At 63.5% G+C, this 15,095-nt stretch carries 12 protein-coding genes; 7 read left to right on the top strand and 5 right to left on the bottom strand.

The window, feature by feature from the left end:
* The first annotated feature begins 184 nt into the window (after positions 1-184).
* Positions 185-1,309: an aminotransferase gene (locus G3N94_RS02670; RefSeq protein WP_205790538.1), complete on the top strand. Its 1,125-nt coding sequence runs from the start codon at positions 185-187 to the stop codon at positions 1,307-1,309.
* A 195-nt stretch (positions 1,310-1,504) separates the two neighbouring features.
* Here the strand turns inward: G3N94_RS02670 and G3N94_RS02665 are convergent, their stop codons facing one another.
* The gene (locus G3N94_RS02665; protein ID WP_205790537.1) at positions 1,505-2,509 is read right to left on the bottom strand and encodes a succinylglutamate desuccinylase/aspartoacylase family protein; all 1,005 of its coding nucleotides are present in this window, start codon (positions 2,507-2,509) and stop codon (positions 1,505-1,507) included.
* Positions 2,510-2,780: 271 nt separating this feature from the next.
* Between G3N94_RS02665 and G3N94_RS02660 the strand changes: the two genes are divergently transcribed.
* From G3N94_RS02660 to G3N94_RS02645, 4 genes are read left to right on the top strand one after another with little or no spacing between them, the layout of a single operon-like run.
* Positions 2,781-3,587, top strand: a complete 807-nt coding sequence (locus G3N94_RS02660) for an ABC transporter substrate-binding protein (RefSeq protein WP_241021525.1) — start codon at positions 2,781-2,783, stop codon at positions 3,585-3,587.
* 52 nt (positions 3,588-3,639) lie between these two features.
* On the top strand, positions 3,640-4,347 hold the full coding sequence (locus G3N94_RS02655; RefSeq protein ID WP_205790536.1) for a PAS domain-containing protein: 708 nt from the start codon (positions 3,640-3,642) through the stop codon (positions 4,345-4,347).
* 8 nt (positions 4,348-4,355) lie between these two features.
* Positions 4,356-5,315 carry a threonine/serine dehydratase gene (locus tag G3N94_RS02650; protein ID WP_241021524.1) on the top strand — a complete coding sequence of 320 codons (960 nt, stop codon included), beginning with the start codon at positions 4,356-4,358 and terminating at the stop codon, positions 5,313-5,315.
* Entirely contained in the window at positions 5,312-6,262 is a 951-nt protein-coding gene (locus G3N94_RS02645; protein WP_205790534.1) for an ornithine cyclodeaminase family protein, read from the top strand. Before G3N94_RS02650 ends, G3N94_RS02645 begins: the two co-directional genes overlap by 4 nt.
* Positions 6,263-6,278: 16 nt before the next feature.
* On the opposite strand, the gene G3N94_RS02640 is transcribed toward G3N94_RS02645, so the two are convergent.
* The gene (locus G3N94_RS02640; RefSeq protein ID WP_241021534.1) at positions 6,279-6,743 is read right to left on the bottom strand and encodes a YbhB/YbcL family Raf kinase inhibitor-like protein; all 465 of its coding nucleotides are present in this window, start codon (positions 6,741-6,743) and stop codon (positions 6,279-6,281) included.
* Between the two features lie 103 nt (positions 6,744-6,846).
* Positions 6,847-8,895 carry an elongation factor G gene (gene fusA, locus G3N94_RS02635; protein WP_205790532.1) on the bottom strand — a complete coding sequence of 683 codons (2,049 nt, stop codon included), beginning with the start codon at positions 8,893-8,895 and terminating at the stop codon, positions 6,847-6,849.
* A gap of 397 nt (positions 8,896-9,292) precedes the next feature.
* Between fusA and G3N94_RS02630 the strand changes: the two genes are divergently transcribed.
* Entirely contained in the window at positions 9,293-10,984 is a 1,692-nt protein-coding gene (locus G3N94_RS02630) for an AMP-binding protein (protein WP_205790531.1), read from the top strand.
* 71 nt (positions 10,985-11,055) lie between these two features.
* Here G3N94_RS02630 and G3N94_RS02625 read toward each other — a convergent pair whose 3' ends face one another.
* Positions 11,056-11,475: a DUF1810 domain-containing protein gene (locus tag G3N94_RS02625; protein ID WP_205790530.1), complete on the bottom strand. Its 420-nt coding sequence runs from the start codon at positions 11,473-11,475 to the stop codon at positions 11,056-11,058.
* 328 nt (positions 11,476-11,803) lie between these two features.
* Here G3N94_RS02625 and G3N94_RS02620 point away from each other — a divergent pair, with 328 nt between their 5' ends.
* Entirely contained in the window at positions 11,804-14,563 is a 2,760-nt protein-coding gene (locus G3N94_RS02620; protein WP_205790529.1) for a UPF0182 family protein, read from the top strand.
* A gap of 63 nt (positions 14,564-14,626) precedes the next feature.
* Here G3N94_RS02620 and G3N94_RS02615 read toward each other — a convergent pair whose 3' ends face one another.
* Complete coding sequence (locus G3N94_RS02615; RefSeq protein ID WP_205790528.1) at positions 14,627-15,082, bottom strand: CHRD domain-containing protein; 456 nt, start codon at positions 15,080-15,082, stop codon at positions 14,627-14,629.
* Positions 15,083-15,095 lie beyond the last annotated feature (13 nt).

The raw sequence follows: 15,095 nt of genomic DNA, 5'->3' as shown, positions 1-15,095 counted from the left end.
CCTGCAGCCGGGATGTCGTGCCGGACGAGCCGAGGGGAGACGGTACGTAGCGCAGGCAGTCGGCTCACCCATTCAAACGAGACACGTCGCCAGGCAGTTGTCTGGACGAGGTGCCCGCATACTCGCTTTCTACACGCGCGGCCGATGGCAGACCGCGCAATCCATATCAAAGGAACGGACTGACATGAAAATCAAGGAATTCGGTGTCGAGCGCTGGATGGATCTTTATGAGCACCACTGCACATACAACCTTGCGGAAACGTGTGTCGAATCGCTGACCGTCGACCAGCTTCTCACCCTGACCGGTCGTCAGGAGTCGGTACTCGACGATCTGCGGCCCATGAAGCTGACGTACGGCGCGATTGAAGGGACATCTCGACTGCGCGAGGCGATCGCTCGCACGTATTCGAAGCAGTCGGCACCAAACGTCATCGTCACGCACGGCGCAATCGGCGGGAACGCATTGATCTACGAAACACTCGTCGAACCCGGCGACGCCGTCGTCTCGGTCATGCCGACTTATCAGCAGCACTACTCGATTCCGGAGAGCTATGGCGCGAATGTCAAGGTCCTGAAGCTTCGCGAAGAGAACGGCTTCTTGCCGGATCTCGACGAACTGGAGTCGCTCGTCGACGGGAAAACGCGACTCATCGCCATCAACAACCCGAACAACCCGACGGGATCGCTGATGGACGAAGCGTACCTGGGCAAGATCGCAGATATCGCTCGTCGTTGCGGCGCCTATGTCCTCTGCGACGAGGTGTATCGCGGCACGGATCAGGAGGGGAGCGGGTATAGCGCATCGATCGTGGACATCTACGAAAAAGGCATCAGCACGGCCAGCATGTCGAAGACCTATTCGCTCGCAGGATTGCGTCTCGGCTGGATCGCCGGCCCGACCGACCTGATTCAGGCGGTCGCCGTGCATCGCGACTACAACACCATCAGCGTAGGGATGATCGACGATTACTTTGCAACCCTGGCGCTCGAGCATCGCGATGCGATCATGAAGCGCAATCTCGATATCGTCCGCACCAATCTCGCCATCCTCGAGGCGTGGGTCGATCAGGAACCCGCGATTTCCTGGATCAAGCCGAAGTCGGGAACGACCGCTCTCCTGAAATATGCGTACGACATGCCGTCGCGTGAGTTTTGCGTTGAATTGCTGGACGCGACGGGCGTGATGTTCACGCCGGGGAGCGCCCTCGAGATGGAAGGGTACATTCGGATCGGTTATGCAAACCACCGGGATGTTCTCGCGAAGGGGCTGGCGCGCGTGTCGGATTTCCTGCGGACGAAGGCAAGCTGACGATCGCCGGTATCGATCCGCTCGGGTGGGCTGTTGCAGCGCCCGAGCGGCGCGACCATCATGCGGTTGGCGGCGTCGAAGCGGTGCCGAATCAGTCATTCGAGCCCGCGCATTTCCCTCAAGTGCTTGTAGACAGTAGCACGTCCCACATCGTGAGTAACGGTGTGAGCGTAGTCGTACGGGACGGTACGCTGGTCAATCCCCATGCGCGCACGGGGCCAACGGTACGGCGATGACCGCAACGGTATCGTCGCGCCGCACGAGTGCCTGGCCGTTCAGACAAAGCAGTACGCCATCCCGCGGTGCATGAACGGGGGCAGGTGGTGTCGTCCGGTCCATGTAATGTTGAACCCCCAGGACGTCTCCCTGCCGAACCGTTTCTCCAGGCTCGACCATTGGTTCGAAGAGCGCCGTATCGTCGGCCAGCACGGTGTATTCGGCGCCGGGCACGTGGAGCAGGCGAGAGGTAGGCACCGGAGTTCGACTGTCCGCCTGACGGAAGTGTCCGAGATGCCGCAGCAGTCGATGCAGCCCGTCATGTGTCAGCTGGATCGTTTCCGGTGTGACCAACGCACTTCCGCCTAGTTCGCTTGCAAGCATCAGCTTTCCGGCGCGTTCCACGACATCGTCGATCATGACGTCGGCATGATCCTCACGCAGCACGACCGTGAAGGGGGCGTCGAAGCTCCTCGCCGCCTCGACGAACACGGCCGTGCGTGATGCGTCGGATTGCTCGTGAACGAACATGCACGGATGAAAGCGCAGCGTGCGGCCACCGGAATGCAGGTCGACCACGTGGTCAATGCGCGGAACGAGTTCGTACGAAATGAAATGGGCAAGGCGCTGCGTGACCGAGCCTCTCTCGTTGCCCGGAAACTCCCGATTCAGGTTGCAGTTGTCCAGCGGAGACAGGCGAGTTCCGGCCAATACAGCAGGCAGATTCAACGACGGGATGATGACGACCGAGCCCGCGATCTCGCGTGCATCGAGCGTGTGTGCGAGCTTCGATAGCGCAATCTGACCTTCGTATTCGTCGCCATGACTTCCACCAAGCAGCAGCGTCGACGGTCCGACGCCGTTCCGGAGAAAGAAGACCGGGATGCGCAGATTTTGCCAGGCGCTCGTGTTGGTGGAGCTCGGCAGTTCCAGGTAGGTCGCCTGGCGTCCGTCGAGCTGCCAGTCGATATTCAGTCGAGTCATAGACAAACCTCGTGGGGTTTCAGGATTTCGTCGCGTGACGGCGACGTCGGATCCAGCGGCTCGTTCCCCCGGTTTCGAGGGGCGAGGACATGGTTTACATGGAGCGCATCTGTCTTGATGGATCATAAAATCCAGTTTAGACTAAAAAGTACATGACGATCAATCGGCGTCGATGGCAAGGTGGTCGGGCATTCCGATCTCTTTCCTGAAGACGCGACGCGCCCGCTGGGTCGATCGTTTCATGGACCTAACCCGGTGTGAGGAGACAGCGATGAGGAAGCACGGAGTTCGCGCGGTGTTCGCGGTTACGCTTGCGGCGATGGCGATGGCGATGGCGATGTGGGGAGAAGGGGCCCATGCGGAAGGCATCAAGACCATTCGGTTCGGCCTGGAAGCCGCCTATCCTCCGTTCGAATCGAAGGCCACGTCCGGACAGCTTCAGGGCTTCGATATCGACCTCGGGAATGCACTCTGCGCACAACTGAAGGCGAGATGCGTGTGGGTGGAGAACGCGTTCGACGGCTTGATCCCCGCATTGCATGCCCGCAAGTTCGACGCAATCGATTCGGCCATGAACATCAACGCGAAACGGGCCGAACAAGTGGATTTCACGGTGCCGTTGTATCTGACTCCGGCCCAGCTCGTCGCCCGCAAGGGCAGCAAGCTGCTGCCGACGCCCGAGGCACTCGCGGGGCATAGCGTCGGCGTGCTGCAGGGGTCGATCCAGGAACAGTATGCGAAGCAGATGTGGGCGTCGAAGCATGTGAACGTCCAGAGCTATCAGACCCAGGACGAGGCGTATGCGGACCTCGTGATGGGGCGTATCGATGCAACGTTCGTGGACGCGACGTCGGCGAGCCTCGGGTTCCTGAGCAAGCCGAACGGAAAGGATTTCGCATTCGCCGGGAACCCCGTCAATGATGCGAAAATCATCGGCACGGGTGTCGGCATTGCGGTGCGCAAGGGCGACAACCCGCTTCGCGAGGCACTCAATGGTGCATTTGCCGAACTCAAGCGCAACGGCACCTATCAGCAGCTTCTGAAAAAGTATTTTACGGTGGACCTGGCCGTGCATTGACCGGCGACGGACGTGTACTGCGTCAGGTCTGCATCGATTCGGAAAAACAGACATGAGCAGAGCACAAACTCCCGCCAACGGATCCACTGGCAAGACGAGCGATCGGACCAGGACGAGCGTGACGAAGCGCGGCAAACGACAGGCGGGTACGGGGCAGGTTGCCCCGCACCGCGCGGTTGCCGATGCGATCGCGCTGCTGTTCCAGCCTTATACGGAAGTCGTGCTTCACGACCTCTCGACGCAAACGGTCGCATACGTTGCGAACAATTTGTCCAAGCGGGAGGTCGGCGACGATTCGGCGCTCGAGGAAATCGGTTTTGACGAGCGGGAGAATGTGATCGGCCCCTACGAAAAGCTGGGCTGGGATGGCCGAAAGATCCGCTCGATCAGTGCGGTGTTGCGGACCGAGGCGGGTGAGCCCGTCGGTGTCATGTGCATCAATTTTCACCAGGCTGCTCTCGATCAGGCAAAGCAGGCACTCGAATTGTTGCTGTCGAGCGCAGTGCTGCAGCCGCAACCGGAGAAGCTGTTCCGTGACGATTGGCAGGATCGTGTGAATGTCTTCCTCGATCACTGGTTGCAGGAGCGCAAGCTCGCGTTGTCGATGCTGACACGGGAGCATAAACGCGAGCTCGTTGCCGCCTTGTATGCAGAAGGTGCGTTCAATGGAAAGAGCGCCGCGAACTATGTCGCAAAGGTCCTTGCGTTAGGGCGCGCGACGATTTTCAACTATCTGAAAGAGCTAAGAGGTGAAGGGTGACAGAAGATTTGTTTCACCGGATCGAGGAAGCGCATCGCGCGATTCGTCCGCAGGTGGCAGTGACGCCGCTGACGTTCAGCCCGATGCTGTCCGCGATTTCCGGGTGCCAGGTATATCTGAAGTGCGAGCACCTGCAGCACACCGGCTCGTTCAAGTTTCGCGGTGCCACGAACAAGGTGCGGCTCCTTGATCCGCAGACGCGGCGAAACGGTGTCCTGACCGTGTCGAGCGGAAACCATGGTCAGGGCGTGGCACTTGCGGGCAAGCTCGCGGGTGTGCCGGTCACGGTCTACGCCGCGAGCACGGCATCTCCCGTCAAGCTCGAGGCCATCCGTGCGCTCGGAGCGGAGGTCATTGCCCTTGATGACTCGAATCTCGGCGTCGAACTGGAAGCCGCTCGCCAGGCGAAACTGAAGGAGATGAAGTTCGTTTCCCCTTACAACGACCTCGATGTGATCGCCGGTCAAGGCACGATCGGTATCGAGATACATGAGCAGGCGCGCGCGGAAAACGCGAAGCTTGCCGCGGTATTTGCGTCGGTGGGCGGAGGGGGGCTGATTTCCGGCGTCGGTACGGCAATCCGCCGCCTGATTCCGGAAGCAGCAGTCGTGGGGTGCTGGCCGGCCAATTCGACGGCACTCTACAGCTCGTTGAAGGCGGGGAAGATTGTCGAGAGCGAAGAGCTCGACACGATTTCGGATGGCACGGCCGGAGGGATCGAACCAGACAGCATCACGTTCGACATCGGACGGAACGTGATTTCGGACACGAGTCTCGTCACCGAAGAAGAAATCAAGGCAGCAATGAAGCTGGTCGCGCAGACCGACCGCTGGATGGTGGAGGGCGCGGCGGGCGTCGCGTTGGCGTCGATGCTGAAGCTCGCGCCCGGCTACCAGGGACGTGCGGTGGCAGTGATTCTTTGTGGCCGGAACATCATGCTGGAAAAATTCATCGAGGCGGTGAAATGAAGATCTGGAGCAAAGAAGAGATCGTCGCGCGATTCGACGCCGATCGCGCGGTGCGGATGATCGAGAAAGGGTTCATCGCCTACTCGCGGAAAGCGGTGCTCGTTCCGCCGATTCAGAACTTCTATTTCGCGGCGGCCAACGGTGACTGCTGCATCAAGTCGGCGTATGTCGAAGGTGCGGAGACTTTCGCGGTCAAGGTATCTGCCGGCTTCTACAACAATCCCGCATCAGGTCTGCCTACGAACAGCGGCCTCGTGATGATCTTCTCGGCAAAGACGGGCGAGCCCGTCGGCTTGCTGCAGGACGGGGGATGGCTGACGTCGGTTCGCACGGCGATCGCCGGCCAGCTTGCCGCTCGAGTATTGGCGCCGCGAAATGTGCGCGGTATCGGCATCATCGGGACGGGTGATCAGGCTCGATTCCAGCTCGAATACCTGAAGCCCGTTACGACCTGCCGCGAAGTCCACGCCTGGGGGCCGGACGCCGAACAGGGCGAGCGCTTCGTGGCAGATATGTCAGCGCAAGGTTTCAACGTCAGGTTTCACGATACCCCGGAACCGGTTGCGCGAAACGCGAACCTCATTGTGACGGCGACGCCATCGCGCGAAGCCCTGCTGAAGTCCGAATGGATCTCCGCGGGGACTCACATCACCGCTGTCGGCGCCGACGGCCCTGGTAAGCAGGAGCTGGATGCAGAGATTGTAGCGAGAGCGGGCGTTATCGTCGTCGATTCGATCGAGCAATGTAGTAAGTATGGGGAAATCTCGCATGCGCTGTCAGACGGGCAGATCACCCCGGACGTGTTGCGGGAACTCGGTGACGTGCTTGGGCAGGGAGGCCGCGCGCGCGACGATTCCGACGAAATTCAAATTACCGTTGCGGACTTGACGGGCGTCGCGGTGCAAGACGCTCAGATCGCTGACAGTATCGTCAGCCACCGCAACTGAGATCAACGTTCGCGCATCAGCTCCGGAACATGCCGACCAGTTCGGTGTGCGCGACCACATGCCCCTGCATCGCCTTCTCCAGCGCCGCCTTGGTCGGCTGGTGAAGATCGGGCAGCACCGTATCGAGCGCATACAGCTTGTGGAAATAGCGGTGACGGCCGACCGGCGGGCATGGGCCGCCATAGGCCGTGTGCTGGAAGTCGTTGACGCCTTGCAGCGTGCCCGCCGGCAGCGCGTTCGCCGCAACGCCCTCCGGCAGACCGGCGGCCGTCGGCGGGATGTTGTAGACGACCCAGTGGACCCATGTCATCCGCGGTGCGGCGGGGTCGGGCGCGTCGGGGTCGTCGACGATCAGCACGAGGCTTTTCGCATTCGCCGGCACGCCGGACCACGCGAGCGGCGGCGATACGTCCGCGCCCTTGCAGGTGTAACGCTTCGGAATCTCGCCTCCCGCCTGGAAGGCTTGCGAGGTCAGTATCATCGCGCGCTCCTCTGCGCCGGCCTGCGCCGCGATGCCGACGGCGCAGGGCAGCAGGATCAGGATGGAAGATGCGAGGCGGCGCATGGGACGGGTTCCGTCGGACTCATTCCGCGCTGTCGCCCCGGCTCTTGTGCTGCGCCGCCAGCCGCTCCTGCTGAGCGGGGGGCACCGGATCGTAGTGGCTCAGCTGGATGCTGTAGTTGCCGTGTCCGCCCGCGATCGCGTTCAGGCGCGACTGGTATTCGTTGAGCTCGGCGAGCGGCACCTTGCCGGTGATGACCATCGTATCGCCGCCCACCGTGCGCGTGCCGTGCACCTGCCCGCGCCGCGCGGACAGGTCGCCGATCAGGTCGCCCATCGCCGCTTCCGGCGCCGTCACCTCGATGTCGACGATCGGCTCGAGCACGATCGGCCGCGCTTTCAGCACCGCGTCGATGAATGCCTTGCGCCCGGCCGTAACGAACGCCACTTCCTTCGAGTCGACCGGATGGCTCTTGCCGTCGAACACGGTGACGCGCACGTCCTGCATCGGAAAGCCGGCCAGCGGCCCGCTGTCGATCACCTGCTGGATGCCTTTCTCCACCGCGGGAATGAACTGCGAAGGGATCGCACCGCCCTTGACCGCATCGATGAACTCGAACCCGTCGCCGCGCGGCAACGGCTCCACGCGCAGCATGACCTCGCCGAACTGGCCGGCGCCACCGGTCTGCTTCTTGTGGCGGTGGTGGCCTTCGGCCTTGCCGCCGATGGTTTCGCGCCATGCAATCGTCGGCGGCCGCGTCACCACGTCGAGTTTGTACTGGTCGGTGAGCCGTTCGAGCATGTAGCGCAGGTGCAGCTCGCCGAGCCCGCGCACGACGGTCTCATTGGTGCCAGCCGGGTGGCCGATCGTCAGGCAAGGGTCTTCGGCCGCGAGCTTCTGCAGCACCTCCCACAGACGCTGTTCGTTGCCGCGGCGCGCCGGTTCGATCGCGAGACCATAGATCGGCGTCGGGAATTCGAGCGGCGTCAGGTGGATGTTGCCGTCTTCCGGCGCATCGTGCAGCACGGCATCGAAGTCGATGTCGTCGGCCTTCGCGACCGCGCAGATGTCGCCGGGGCCGGCTCGCTGGACTTCCAGGTGTTCCTTGCCCTGCAGCATCAGCAGATGCGCGACCTTGAACGGCTGGCGACCGTCGCCGACATAGAGCTGGCTGTCGCGCCTGACCGTGCCCTGATGAATGCGGAACACGGCCAGCTTGCCGAGGTAAGGGTCGCTCACGATCTTGAATACGTGCGCGAGCACGTGCTTGTCGGCATCGGGCTCGGCCTTCACCGTTTCCACGCGTCCGTCCACTTCGCGGTAGAAGAGCGGCGGATTGCCTTCGGTGACGTTCGGCAGCAGGCGCACGAACACGTCGAGCAACTGCGCGACGCCGGCGCCGGTGGCGGCCGACGTGAAGCAGACGGGCACCAGGTGGCCTTCGCGCAATGCGCGCTCGAACGGCTCGTGCAGTTGTTCCGGACGGATCGCCTCGCCCTGCTCGAGATACAGCTCCATCAACGCGGGGTCCAGTTCGATCACCTGATCGATCAGCGCGTTGTGCGCGGCTTCGACGGAATGGAAATCGGCTTCGCCCGCGGGGTTGAAAAAGCAGTCGACCACGTCGTTGCCACCGTGTGCGGGCAGGTTGATCGGCAGGCAGGTCTTGCCGAACAGCTCCTGGATCTGCGCGAGCAGCCCGGGCAGATCGATCTTTTCCGCGTCGATGCCGTTCACGATGATCATCCGGCACAGATTGCGTTGCTGCGCATACGCCATCATCCGGCGGGTCTTCATTTCGATGCCGGTGCGCGCGTTGATCACGATGGCCACCGTTTCGACCGCGGGCAGCGTGCTGAGCGACATGCCGGTGAAATCGGGATAGCCCGGCGTATCGAGCAGGTAGATGCGGGTGTCCTGATAGTGGAGGTGGGTGACGGCGGAGCTGAGCGAGTGGTGATATTTGCGCTCGAGCGCGTCGAAATCGCATAGCGCCGTGCCGCGACTGACGCTGCCGGCCGCATGAATCGCGCCGCCCTGGTACAACAACGCTTCGGCAAGGGATGTCTTGCCGCCTCCGGCGTGGCCGACCAGCGCGATCGTCCGGATGGCTTCGGGATGGTAATCCATGGCCGCCATCGTCCAGTAGTGGTTGTTCGGCCATTATTGGCGAAAATCGGGCGGTCTGCCAGACGCGCGGGTGAAGCCGAGCGGCAGCGCGGTGCGTGTAACGTGTGCCCGGCTACGTCGATGCGATCGATCGTGACGCGGGGCCGCTTTGCTGCGGCGCGGAATTGCGATGGCGACGAGCCATTCTTCAGGCGGTTTGCTTCGCGAGACGCCGCGCACGCGCCGGGCACAAAACGCGTCACGCGACGTTGCATTGGCGATACATTTCGCGCGGTTTTTCCGCGCCCGAATGTAAGGCAATCGTTCGGCTTGCCGCCGGATCGCCCGTCGCCGGAGCGGGTATGCGACTTGCGTGCGATGTCGGCGCCAGGTATGCAACCCGCGAGCGATGTCATCAATGACCATTCCGGATAGCGCGATCCTGCTGGACCGCTTCCTCAAATGGGAAGCCGAGCGACGTGACGACGTATATCTCACGCAGCCGTATCCGGATGGCGCCGTCGTCGACTACACGTGGGGGATGGTTGGCGATCAGGCGCGGCGCGCGGCCGCTTACCTTGCGTCGCTCGATCTTCCGGCAGGCAGCCGCATCGCGCTGCTCGGCAAGAACAGCGCGCACTGGATCATGGCCGATCTCGCGATCATGCTCGCGGGCATGGTCAGCGTGCCGTTGTATCCGACATTCAGTGCGGAATCCGTACGGTTTGTGCTCGCCCACAGCGATGTGAAGCTGTTGATACTCGGCAAGCTCGATGGTGTCAGCGACAACTGGCCGAACATCCGTACGCAACTCCCGCCAGACCTGCCGATGCTCGGCCTGCCGCTCTCGCCGCGCGGCGCCTTTCCGCAGTGGCAGGAGATCACGGCGGCGCATGCGCCGCTCGTCGATGCGCGACGGCCGTCACGCGACGAACTGTGCACGATCGTCTACACATCGGGTTCGACCGGCGAACCGAAAGGCGTGATGCATTCCCACGGCAGCATGGCCGTGCTGTTCCCGACGATCCAGCAAATCGACGGGTTCAACCTCACGTCGGACGAGCGCGGATTTTCCTATCTGCCGCTGGCGCACATGGCCGAGCGCGCCGTCGTCGAGGCCGCGTCGCTCGGGTTCGGGTTCCGGGTGTTCTTTGCTAATTCGCTGGCAACGTTCGCCGACGACCTGAAGCGTGCGCGGCCGACCCTCTTCCTGTCGGTGCCGCGCTTGTGGAACAAGTTCCACCTTCGCGTCTGCGAAAAAATCCCCGCGCCGCTGCAGCCGCGCCTGTTTGCGCTGCCGTGGGTCGGCGCGCGGATCAAGCACAGGATACGGTGCGAACTCGGGCTCGATCAGGCGCGCATCGTGGTGACCGGCACCGCGCCGATGCCGCCGCATCTGATGCAGTGGTATCGCAGCATCGGGCTGGAATTGCTCGACGGCTACGGGATGAGCGAATGCGCGCTCCTGTACGTGAACCGTCCGGGGCATGTGCGCGCCGGCACGGTCGGCCAGCCGCAACCCGGCGTCGACGCGCGCATTGCCGAGAATGGCGAACTCGAAATCAGAAGCGCCGGGCAGATGCTCGGCTACTACCGGCTGCCCGAGCTCACTGCGGCGCAGACCACGCCGGACGGCTTCTTGCGCACGGGCGATCTCGGCAGGATCGATGCGGATGGCTTCCTCACGATCACCGGACGGGTCAAGGACATCTTCAAGACTGCAAAAGGAAAATACGTCGCACCGCAGCCGATCGAGCAGAAGCTGCTCGGCCTGGCCGGCGTCGAAGCGGCATGTGTGGCGGGCGCGGGTCGTGCGATGCCGTTCGCGTTGCTGCAACTGTCGGCCGAGACGTACGACGCGATCGCGGCAGGAACGCTCGATCGCGCGGTGCTGACCGCAGAGATCGATGCGCTGCGCGAACGCATCAATGCCGCCGTCGAATCCCACGAACGATTGCAATATGTCGTCGTGGTCGGCGAAGCATGGACCGTCGACAACGCGATGCTCACGCCGACACTGAAGATTCGGCGAAGCGCAATCGAGGCGCACTACATGCCGCACGCCGACGCATGGGAGAAGCTGGGGAAGGCGGTTGTCTGGGAGAGCTGACGCGTCAATTCAACCGCATCGAGTCGCTTGCGCGACACCGATGCGACGCGAACGATCGTTACACGCCGCAGCTAGATCCGCGCGAGCGTATCGTGATCGGCTTCGCCGCCGAAGTACTTGTCGAGCGCCTCGATGAATACCGCGTTGTCGCGGGTCGCCTGCGCGAACAGCGTGACCGACGACCGGAATTTCAGGTAATCCGGATAGCCGAAAATCTCCTGGATCGAGCGGCCGTCGACATGGTTGACGAGCCGCGTGCACGCGCGCAGCCGTTCGCCGAGCACCGGATGCCGAAGATATGCGTCGGCTTCGTCCAGTGACGCGATCGCATAGCGTTGCGCCATCGCGCTGTCTCCGAGCCCTTCGATCTGCGGAAATACGAACCACATCCAGTGGCTTCGCTTGTGCCCGCTCTTCAGCTCGTCGCAGACCTGCGCATACACGGGATCCTGTGCGTCGACAAAGCGCTGCAGGTCATGGGGATCGTCCATGTCGCCCTCCGTCCGTCCCGCCGTCGGTTCCGGCGCGGCAAGCCGCACCCGTGACCATTGTGATCCGCGGCCGAAGCGCGTGCAAACGGTCCCCAAAACCGTGAACGCGCGCTGTGTCGCATCACGTTCCGGCGCGTCGAGCACGGAATCCGTCGCGTGTCATCCGCTCATTTCGCTTGTTCGGCGCGTTCCCGGATAACGCCTGATGGCCGTTCGCCGGCGACAGGCGTAGCATGAAGAATCCGGCCAGCCGCGATCCTGGCGGATCGGCAGTGCACAACCGTCCGGTCGCAGCCGCTGCGCGTGACGCGCCGGCAAAGGAACCTCGATGCGCCCGCAACCGACCTCCGCGCCGCGCCTGAGACGCTATGCGATCGTGGCCGCGATCGTCATCGCCCTCCTGATCGCCGTCGGACGCGTGACCGGCGTGCTGGTCGACTGGCTATGGTTCTCGTCGGTCGGCTACGCGGGAGTTTTCTGGACGATCCTGCTCACGAGGGTGCTGCTGTTCGTCGTCGTGTTCGTCGTGTCGGCGGCGACGATCGGCGCATCGGGCCTGCTCGCGCATCGCTACGCGACGCCCGCGTTCATCTGGCAAGTGGAAACCGAGCCGCCGACGCGTGCGGACGAAGTGATCAGGGTGATCGCCGAAAAGTTCGCGGCGCAAATTCCATGGCGCCTGGTCGTCGGCGTGGCCGCCGGTTTCCTCGCGTTCGTGATCGCCGGCAACGCGATGTCGCACTGGGACATCGCGTTGCGCTTTCTGCATCAGGTGCCGTTCGGCCAGCGCGATCCGATCTTCGGCAACGACATCGGCTTCTACGTGTTCTCGCTGCCGGTCCTGCTCACGATCAGGAACTGGCTGCTGCAACTGCTGATCAGCTGCGCGGTCGTCGCGGGCGGCGTCTACTGGGTGCGCGGCGACATCGTGCGCCGGTTGCCGAAGCGGTTCTCGTCCGCTGCCGCGACGCACGGCGTCGTGCTGCTCGCGCTCTTCTTCCTGCTGAAGGCATGGTCGTGGTGGCTCAGCCGCTATCTGCTGCTCTACGACAACAACGGCGTCGTGGTCGGCGCCGGCTATACCGACGTCCACGTCGTGCTGCCGGTGCGATGGCTGCTCATCGGCCTGGCGATCGCGGCGGCCGCCGCGCTGGCGGCCAACCTGCGCCGGCCCGGCTATCGGTTGCCGGCCGCCGCCGCGCTGCTGGTGTTCGGCAGTTCGTTCGCGCTCGGCATTGTCTATCCCGCGCTGTTCCAGCGCTTCTACGTGAAGCCGAGCGAGCTGCAGCTGGAGACGCCTTATATCGCGCACAACATCGCGCTGACGCGGCAGGCCTACGGCCTCGCGCAGATTGCGGTGCTGCCGTTCTCGGCCGAGCAGGGGCTGACGCTCCCGTCGCTGCAGGCGAATCGCGCGACCATCGACAACATCCGGCTGTGGGACGTGCAGCCGCTGATGGATACCTACGCGCAGTTGCAGGAGATCCGCACCTACTACAAGTTCTTCGCGGTCGACATCGACCGCTATCCGCTCGCATCCGGCTACCGGCAGGTGCTGCTGTCGGCGCGCGAACTGGAGCCGTCGATGCTCGCGGGGAACGCGCGGACCTGGGTGAACCTGCATCTGCTGTTCACGCACGGCAGCGGCGTCGTGATGTCGCCCGTCACCGAGAAATCCACGGAAGGCCTGCCGTCGTTGTATCTGCGGGACATTCCGCCCGTCGCCGACGGCGGGCCGGCGATCAGCGAACCGCGGCTCTATTTTGGAGAGGGCGAGCAGGGCTATGTGATCGTGAAGGGCAGCGTGCCCGAATTCGACTACCCGAAAGGGGACGGCAACATCTACACGACCTATCGCGGGCGCGATGGCGTCGCGATCGGCGGCGTTGCGCGGCGCAGCCTGTTCGCGTGGCAGTTCGACGATCCCAACATCCTGCTGACCCATTACGTCACGCAGGACAGCCGGATCCTGTTTCATCGCAACATCCGCGACCGGATCCGCACGATAGCGCCGTTCCTGACGCTCGACCGCGATCCGTATCTCGTCGTGAGTAACGGGCGCCTGTTCTGGATGCAGGATGCGTACACGACGAGCCACTGGTTCCCGTACGCGCCGCCGGGCGTCGACGACGGCAGCAATTACATCCGCAACGCGGTCAAGATCGTGGTCGACGCATACCAAGGCACGGTCGATTTCTATGTCAGCGATCCGGCCGATCCGATCGTGCGGGCCTACCAGCGGATCTTTCCGGGCATGTTCAAGCCGCTCGCCGCGATGCCGCCAGACCTTCGGCAGCATATCCGCTACCCGGAGGACCTGTTCCTGATCCAGGCGAACCTCTACCGCGCGTACCACATGGATGCACCGGAAGTGTTCTACAACCGCGAGGATCTGTGGCAATTTCCGCGCTCGCTGAGCGACATCGACGGTGGCGATGCGTCCGGCACGCAGATGCCGCCGTACTACACGATGATGCGCCTGCCGGGCGACGCGCGCGCCGAGTTCGTGCTGATGCTGCCGATGGTGCCGAGCCAGCGCGAGAACATGATCGCGTGGCTGGCGGCGCGTTGCGATCCGCCCGAGTACGGCAAGCTGATCGTCTATGCGTTCCCGAAGGAAAAGCTCGTCTACGGGCCGTTCCAGATCGAGGCGCGGATCCAGCAGAGCACCGAGATCTCGCAGCAGATCTCGCTGTGGAACCAGATGGGCTCGCGCGTGATCCGCGGCCATCTCGTCGTCGTGCCGATCGAGAACTCGATCCTCTATGTTTCTCCGCTCTATCTGCGCGCGGCGTCCGGGCAGCTCCCGGAATTGAAGCGCGTGATCGCTGCGTATGGCGACCGCGTCGTGATGGAGGACACATTGAGCGAGGCCCTTGCGGCGCTGTTCAAGGAGACGGCGACGGCGAAGGCGGCCGCGCCGGCGCCGGGCGCGGCAGACGCGCGCGCCCGCGACGCGCTCGCGCATTACGACCGCGCGATCGAACGGCTGAAGGCGGGCGACTGGGCCGGGTTCGGCGCGGAGCTCGACGCGCTGCGGCCGCTGCTCGAGTCGATGGGGGGCAGCCATGCCGGAACGCGAAAGTGAGCGGCACGCGTCGAATGCGCAGCCCGCTATCTCTGAACGCCGGATGTCAGCTGCCTTTCAGTTTCACTTCGGCGGCACCACCTGGCCGCGGATTTCACCGTCCGGGTGATCCTTGGTGTGCACGTTGATATACAGGTTGCCGGTCAGCAGCGCCTGCGCGTTGGCCGGCGACAGCGTCGCCTGGCCGGTGAGCGGGCTCTCGGCCGACATCGCGCCTTTCTGCGACAGCCAGACCACCGGCGACGCATTCGTGCCGGCCGGAGCCGGGCCGTGGAAGTGCGCCATTGTGGCGGCGCCCGACAGGCCGCTGAACGTGACGTTCCATTTGACGACGCGGGTGTCCGGATCGTAGGTCAGGTCGGCGTTGCCGGTGCCCTGGGTCTGGACGGGCGGGACTTCCTGCGAGCCCGCGAGCGGCACGGAAAACGTCATCGGTGCCGCCTGCGCCAGCGTCATCGAGCCCGCGCATGCGAGCCCGGCGAGTAGCAAGGAGGCCTGGCGTAACATGGAAGTAACCATCTGCTTGTCTCCT

The sequence above is a fragment of the Burkholderia sp. Ac-20353 genome (assembly GCF_017104785.1).
Lineage (GTDB): Bacteria > Pseudomonadota > Gammaproteobacteria > Burkholderiales > Burkholderiaceae > Burkholderia.
This window is presented reverse-complemented; position numbering and strand designations above follow the sequence as displayed.

Coding starts and splice junctions, on each gene's coding strand:
- G3N94_RS02670 (WP_205790538.1), top strand. CDS start 185: ATGAAAATCAAGGAATTCGGTGTCGAGCGCTGGATGGATCTTTATGAG.
- G3N94_RS02665 (WP_205790537.1), bottom strand. CDS start 2,509: ATGACTCGACTGAATATCGACTGGCAGCTCGACGGACGCCAGGCGACC.
- G3N94_RS02660 (WP_241021525.1), top strand. CDS start 2,781: ATGAGGAAGCACGGAGTTCGCGCGGTGTTCGCGGTTACGCTTGCGGCG.
- G3N94_RS02655 (WP_205790536.1), top strand. CDS start 3,640: ATGAGCAGAGCACAAACTCCCGCCAACGGATCCACTGGCAAGACGAGC.
- G3N94_RS02645 (WP_205790534.1), top strand. CDS start 5,312: ATGAAGATCTGGAGCAAAGAAGAGATCGTCGCGCGATTCGACGCCGAT.
- G3N94_RS02640 (WP_241021534.1), bottom strand. CDS start 6,743: ATGATACTGACCTCGCAAGCCTTCCAGGCGGGAGGCGAGATTCCGAAG.
- fusA (WP_205790532.1), bottom strand. CDS start 8,895: ATGGATTACCATCCCGAAGCCATCCGGACGATCGCGCTGGTCGGCCAC.
- G3N94_RS02630 (WP_205790531.1), top strand. CDS start 9,293: ATGACCATTCCGGATAGCGCGATCCTGCTGGACCGCTTCCTCAAATGG.
- G3N94_RS02625 (WP_205790530.1), bottom strand. CDS start 11,475: ATGGACGATCCCCATGACCTGCAGCGCTTTGTCGACGCACAGGATCCC.
- G3N94_RS02620 (WP_205790529.1), top strand. CDS start 11,804: ATGCGCCCGCAACCGACCTCCGCGCCGCGCCTGAGACGCTATGCGATC.
- G3N94_RS02615 (WP_205790528.1), bottom strand. CDS start 15,082: ATGGTTACTTCCATGTTACGCCAGGCCTCCTTGCTACTCGCCGGGCTC.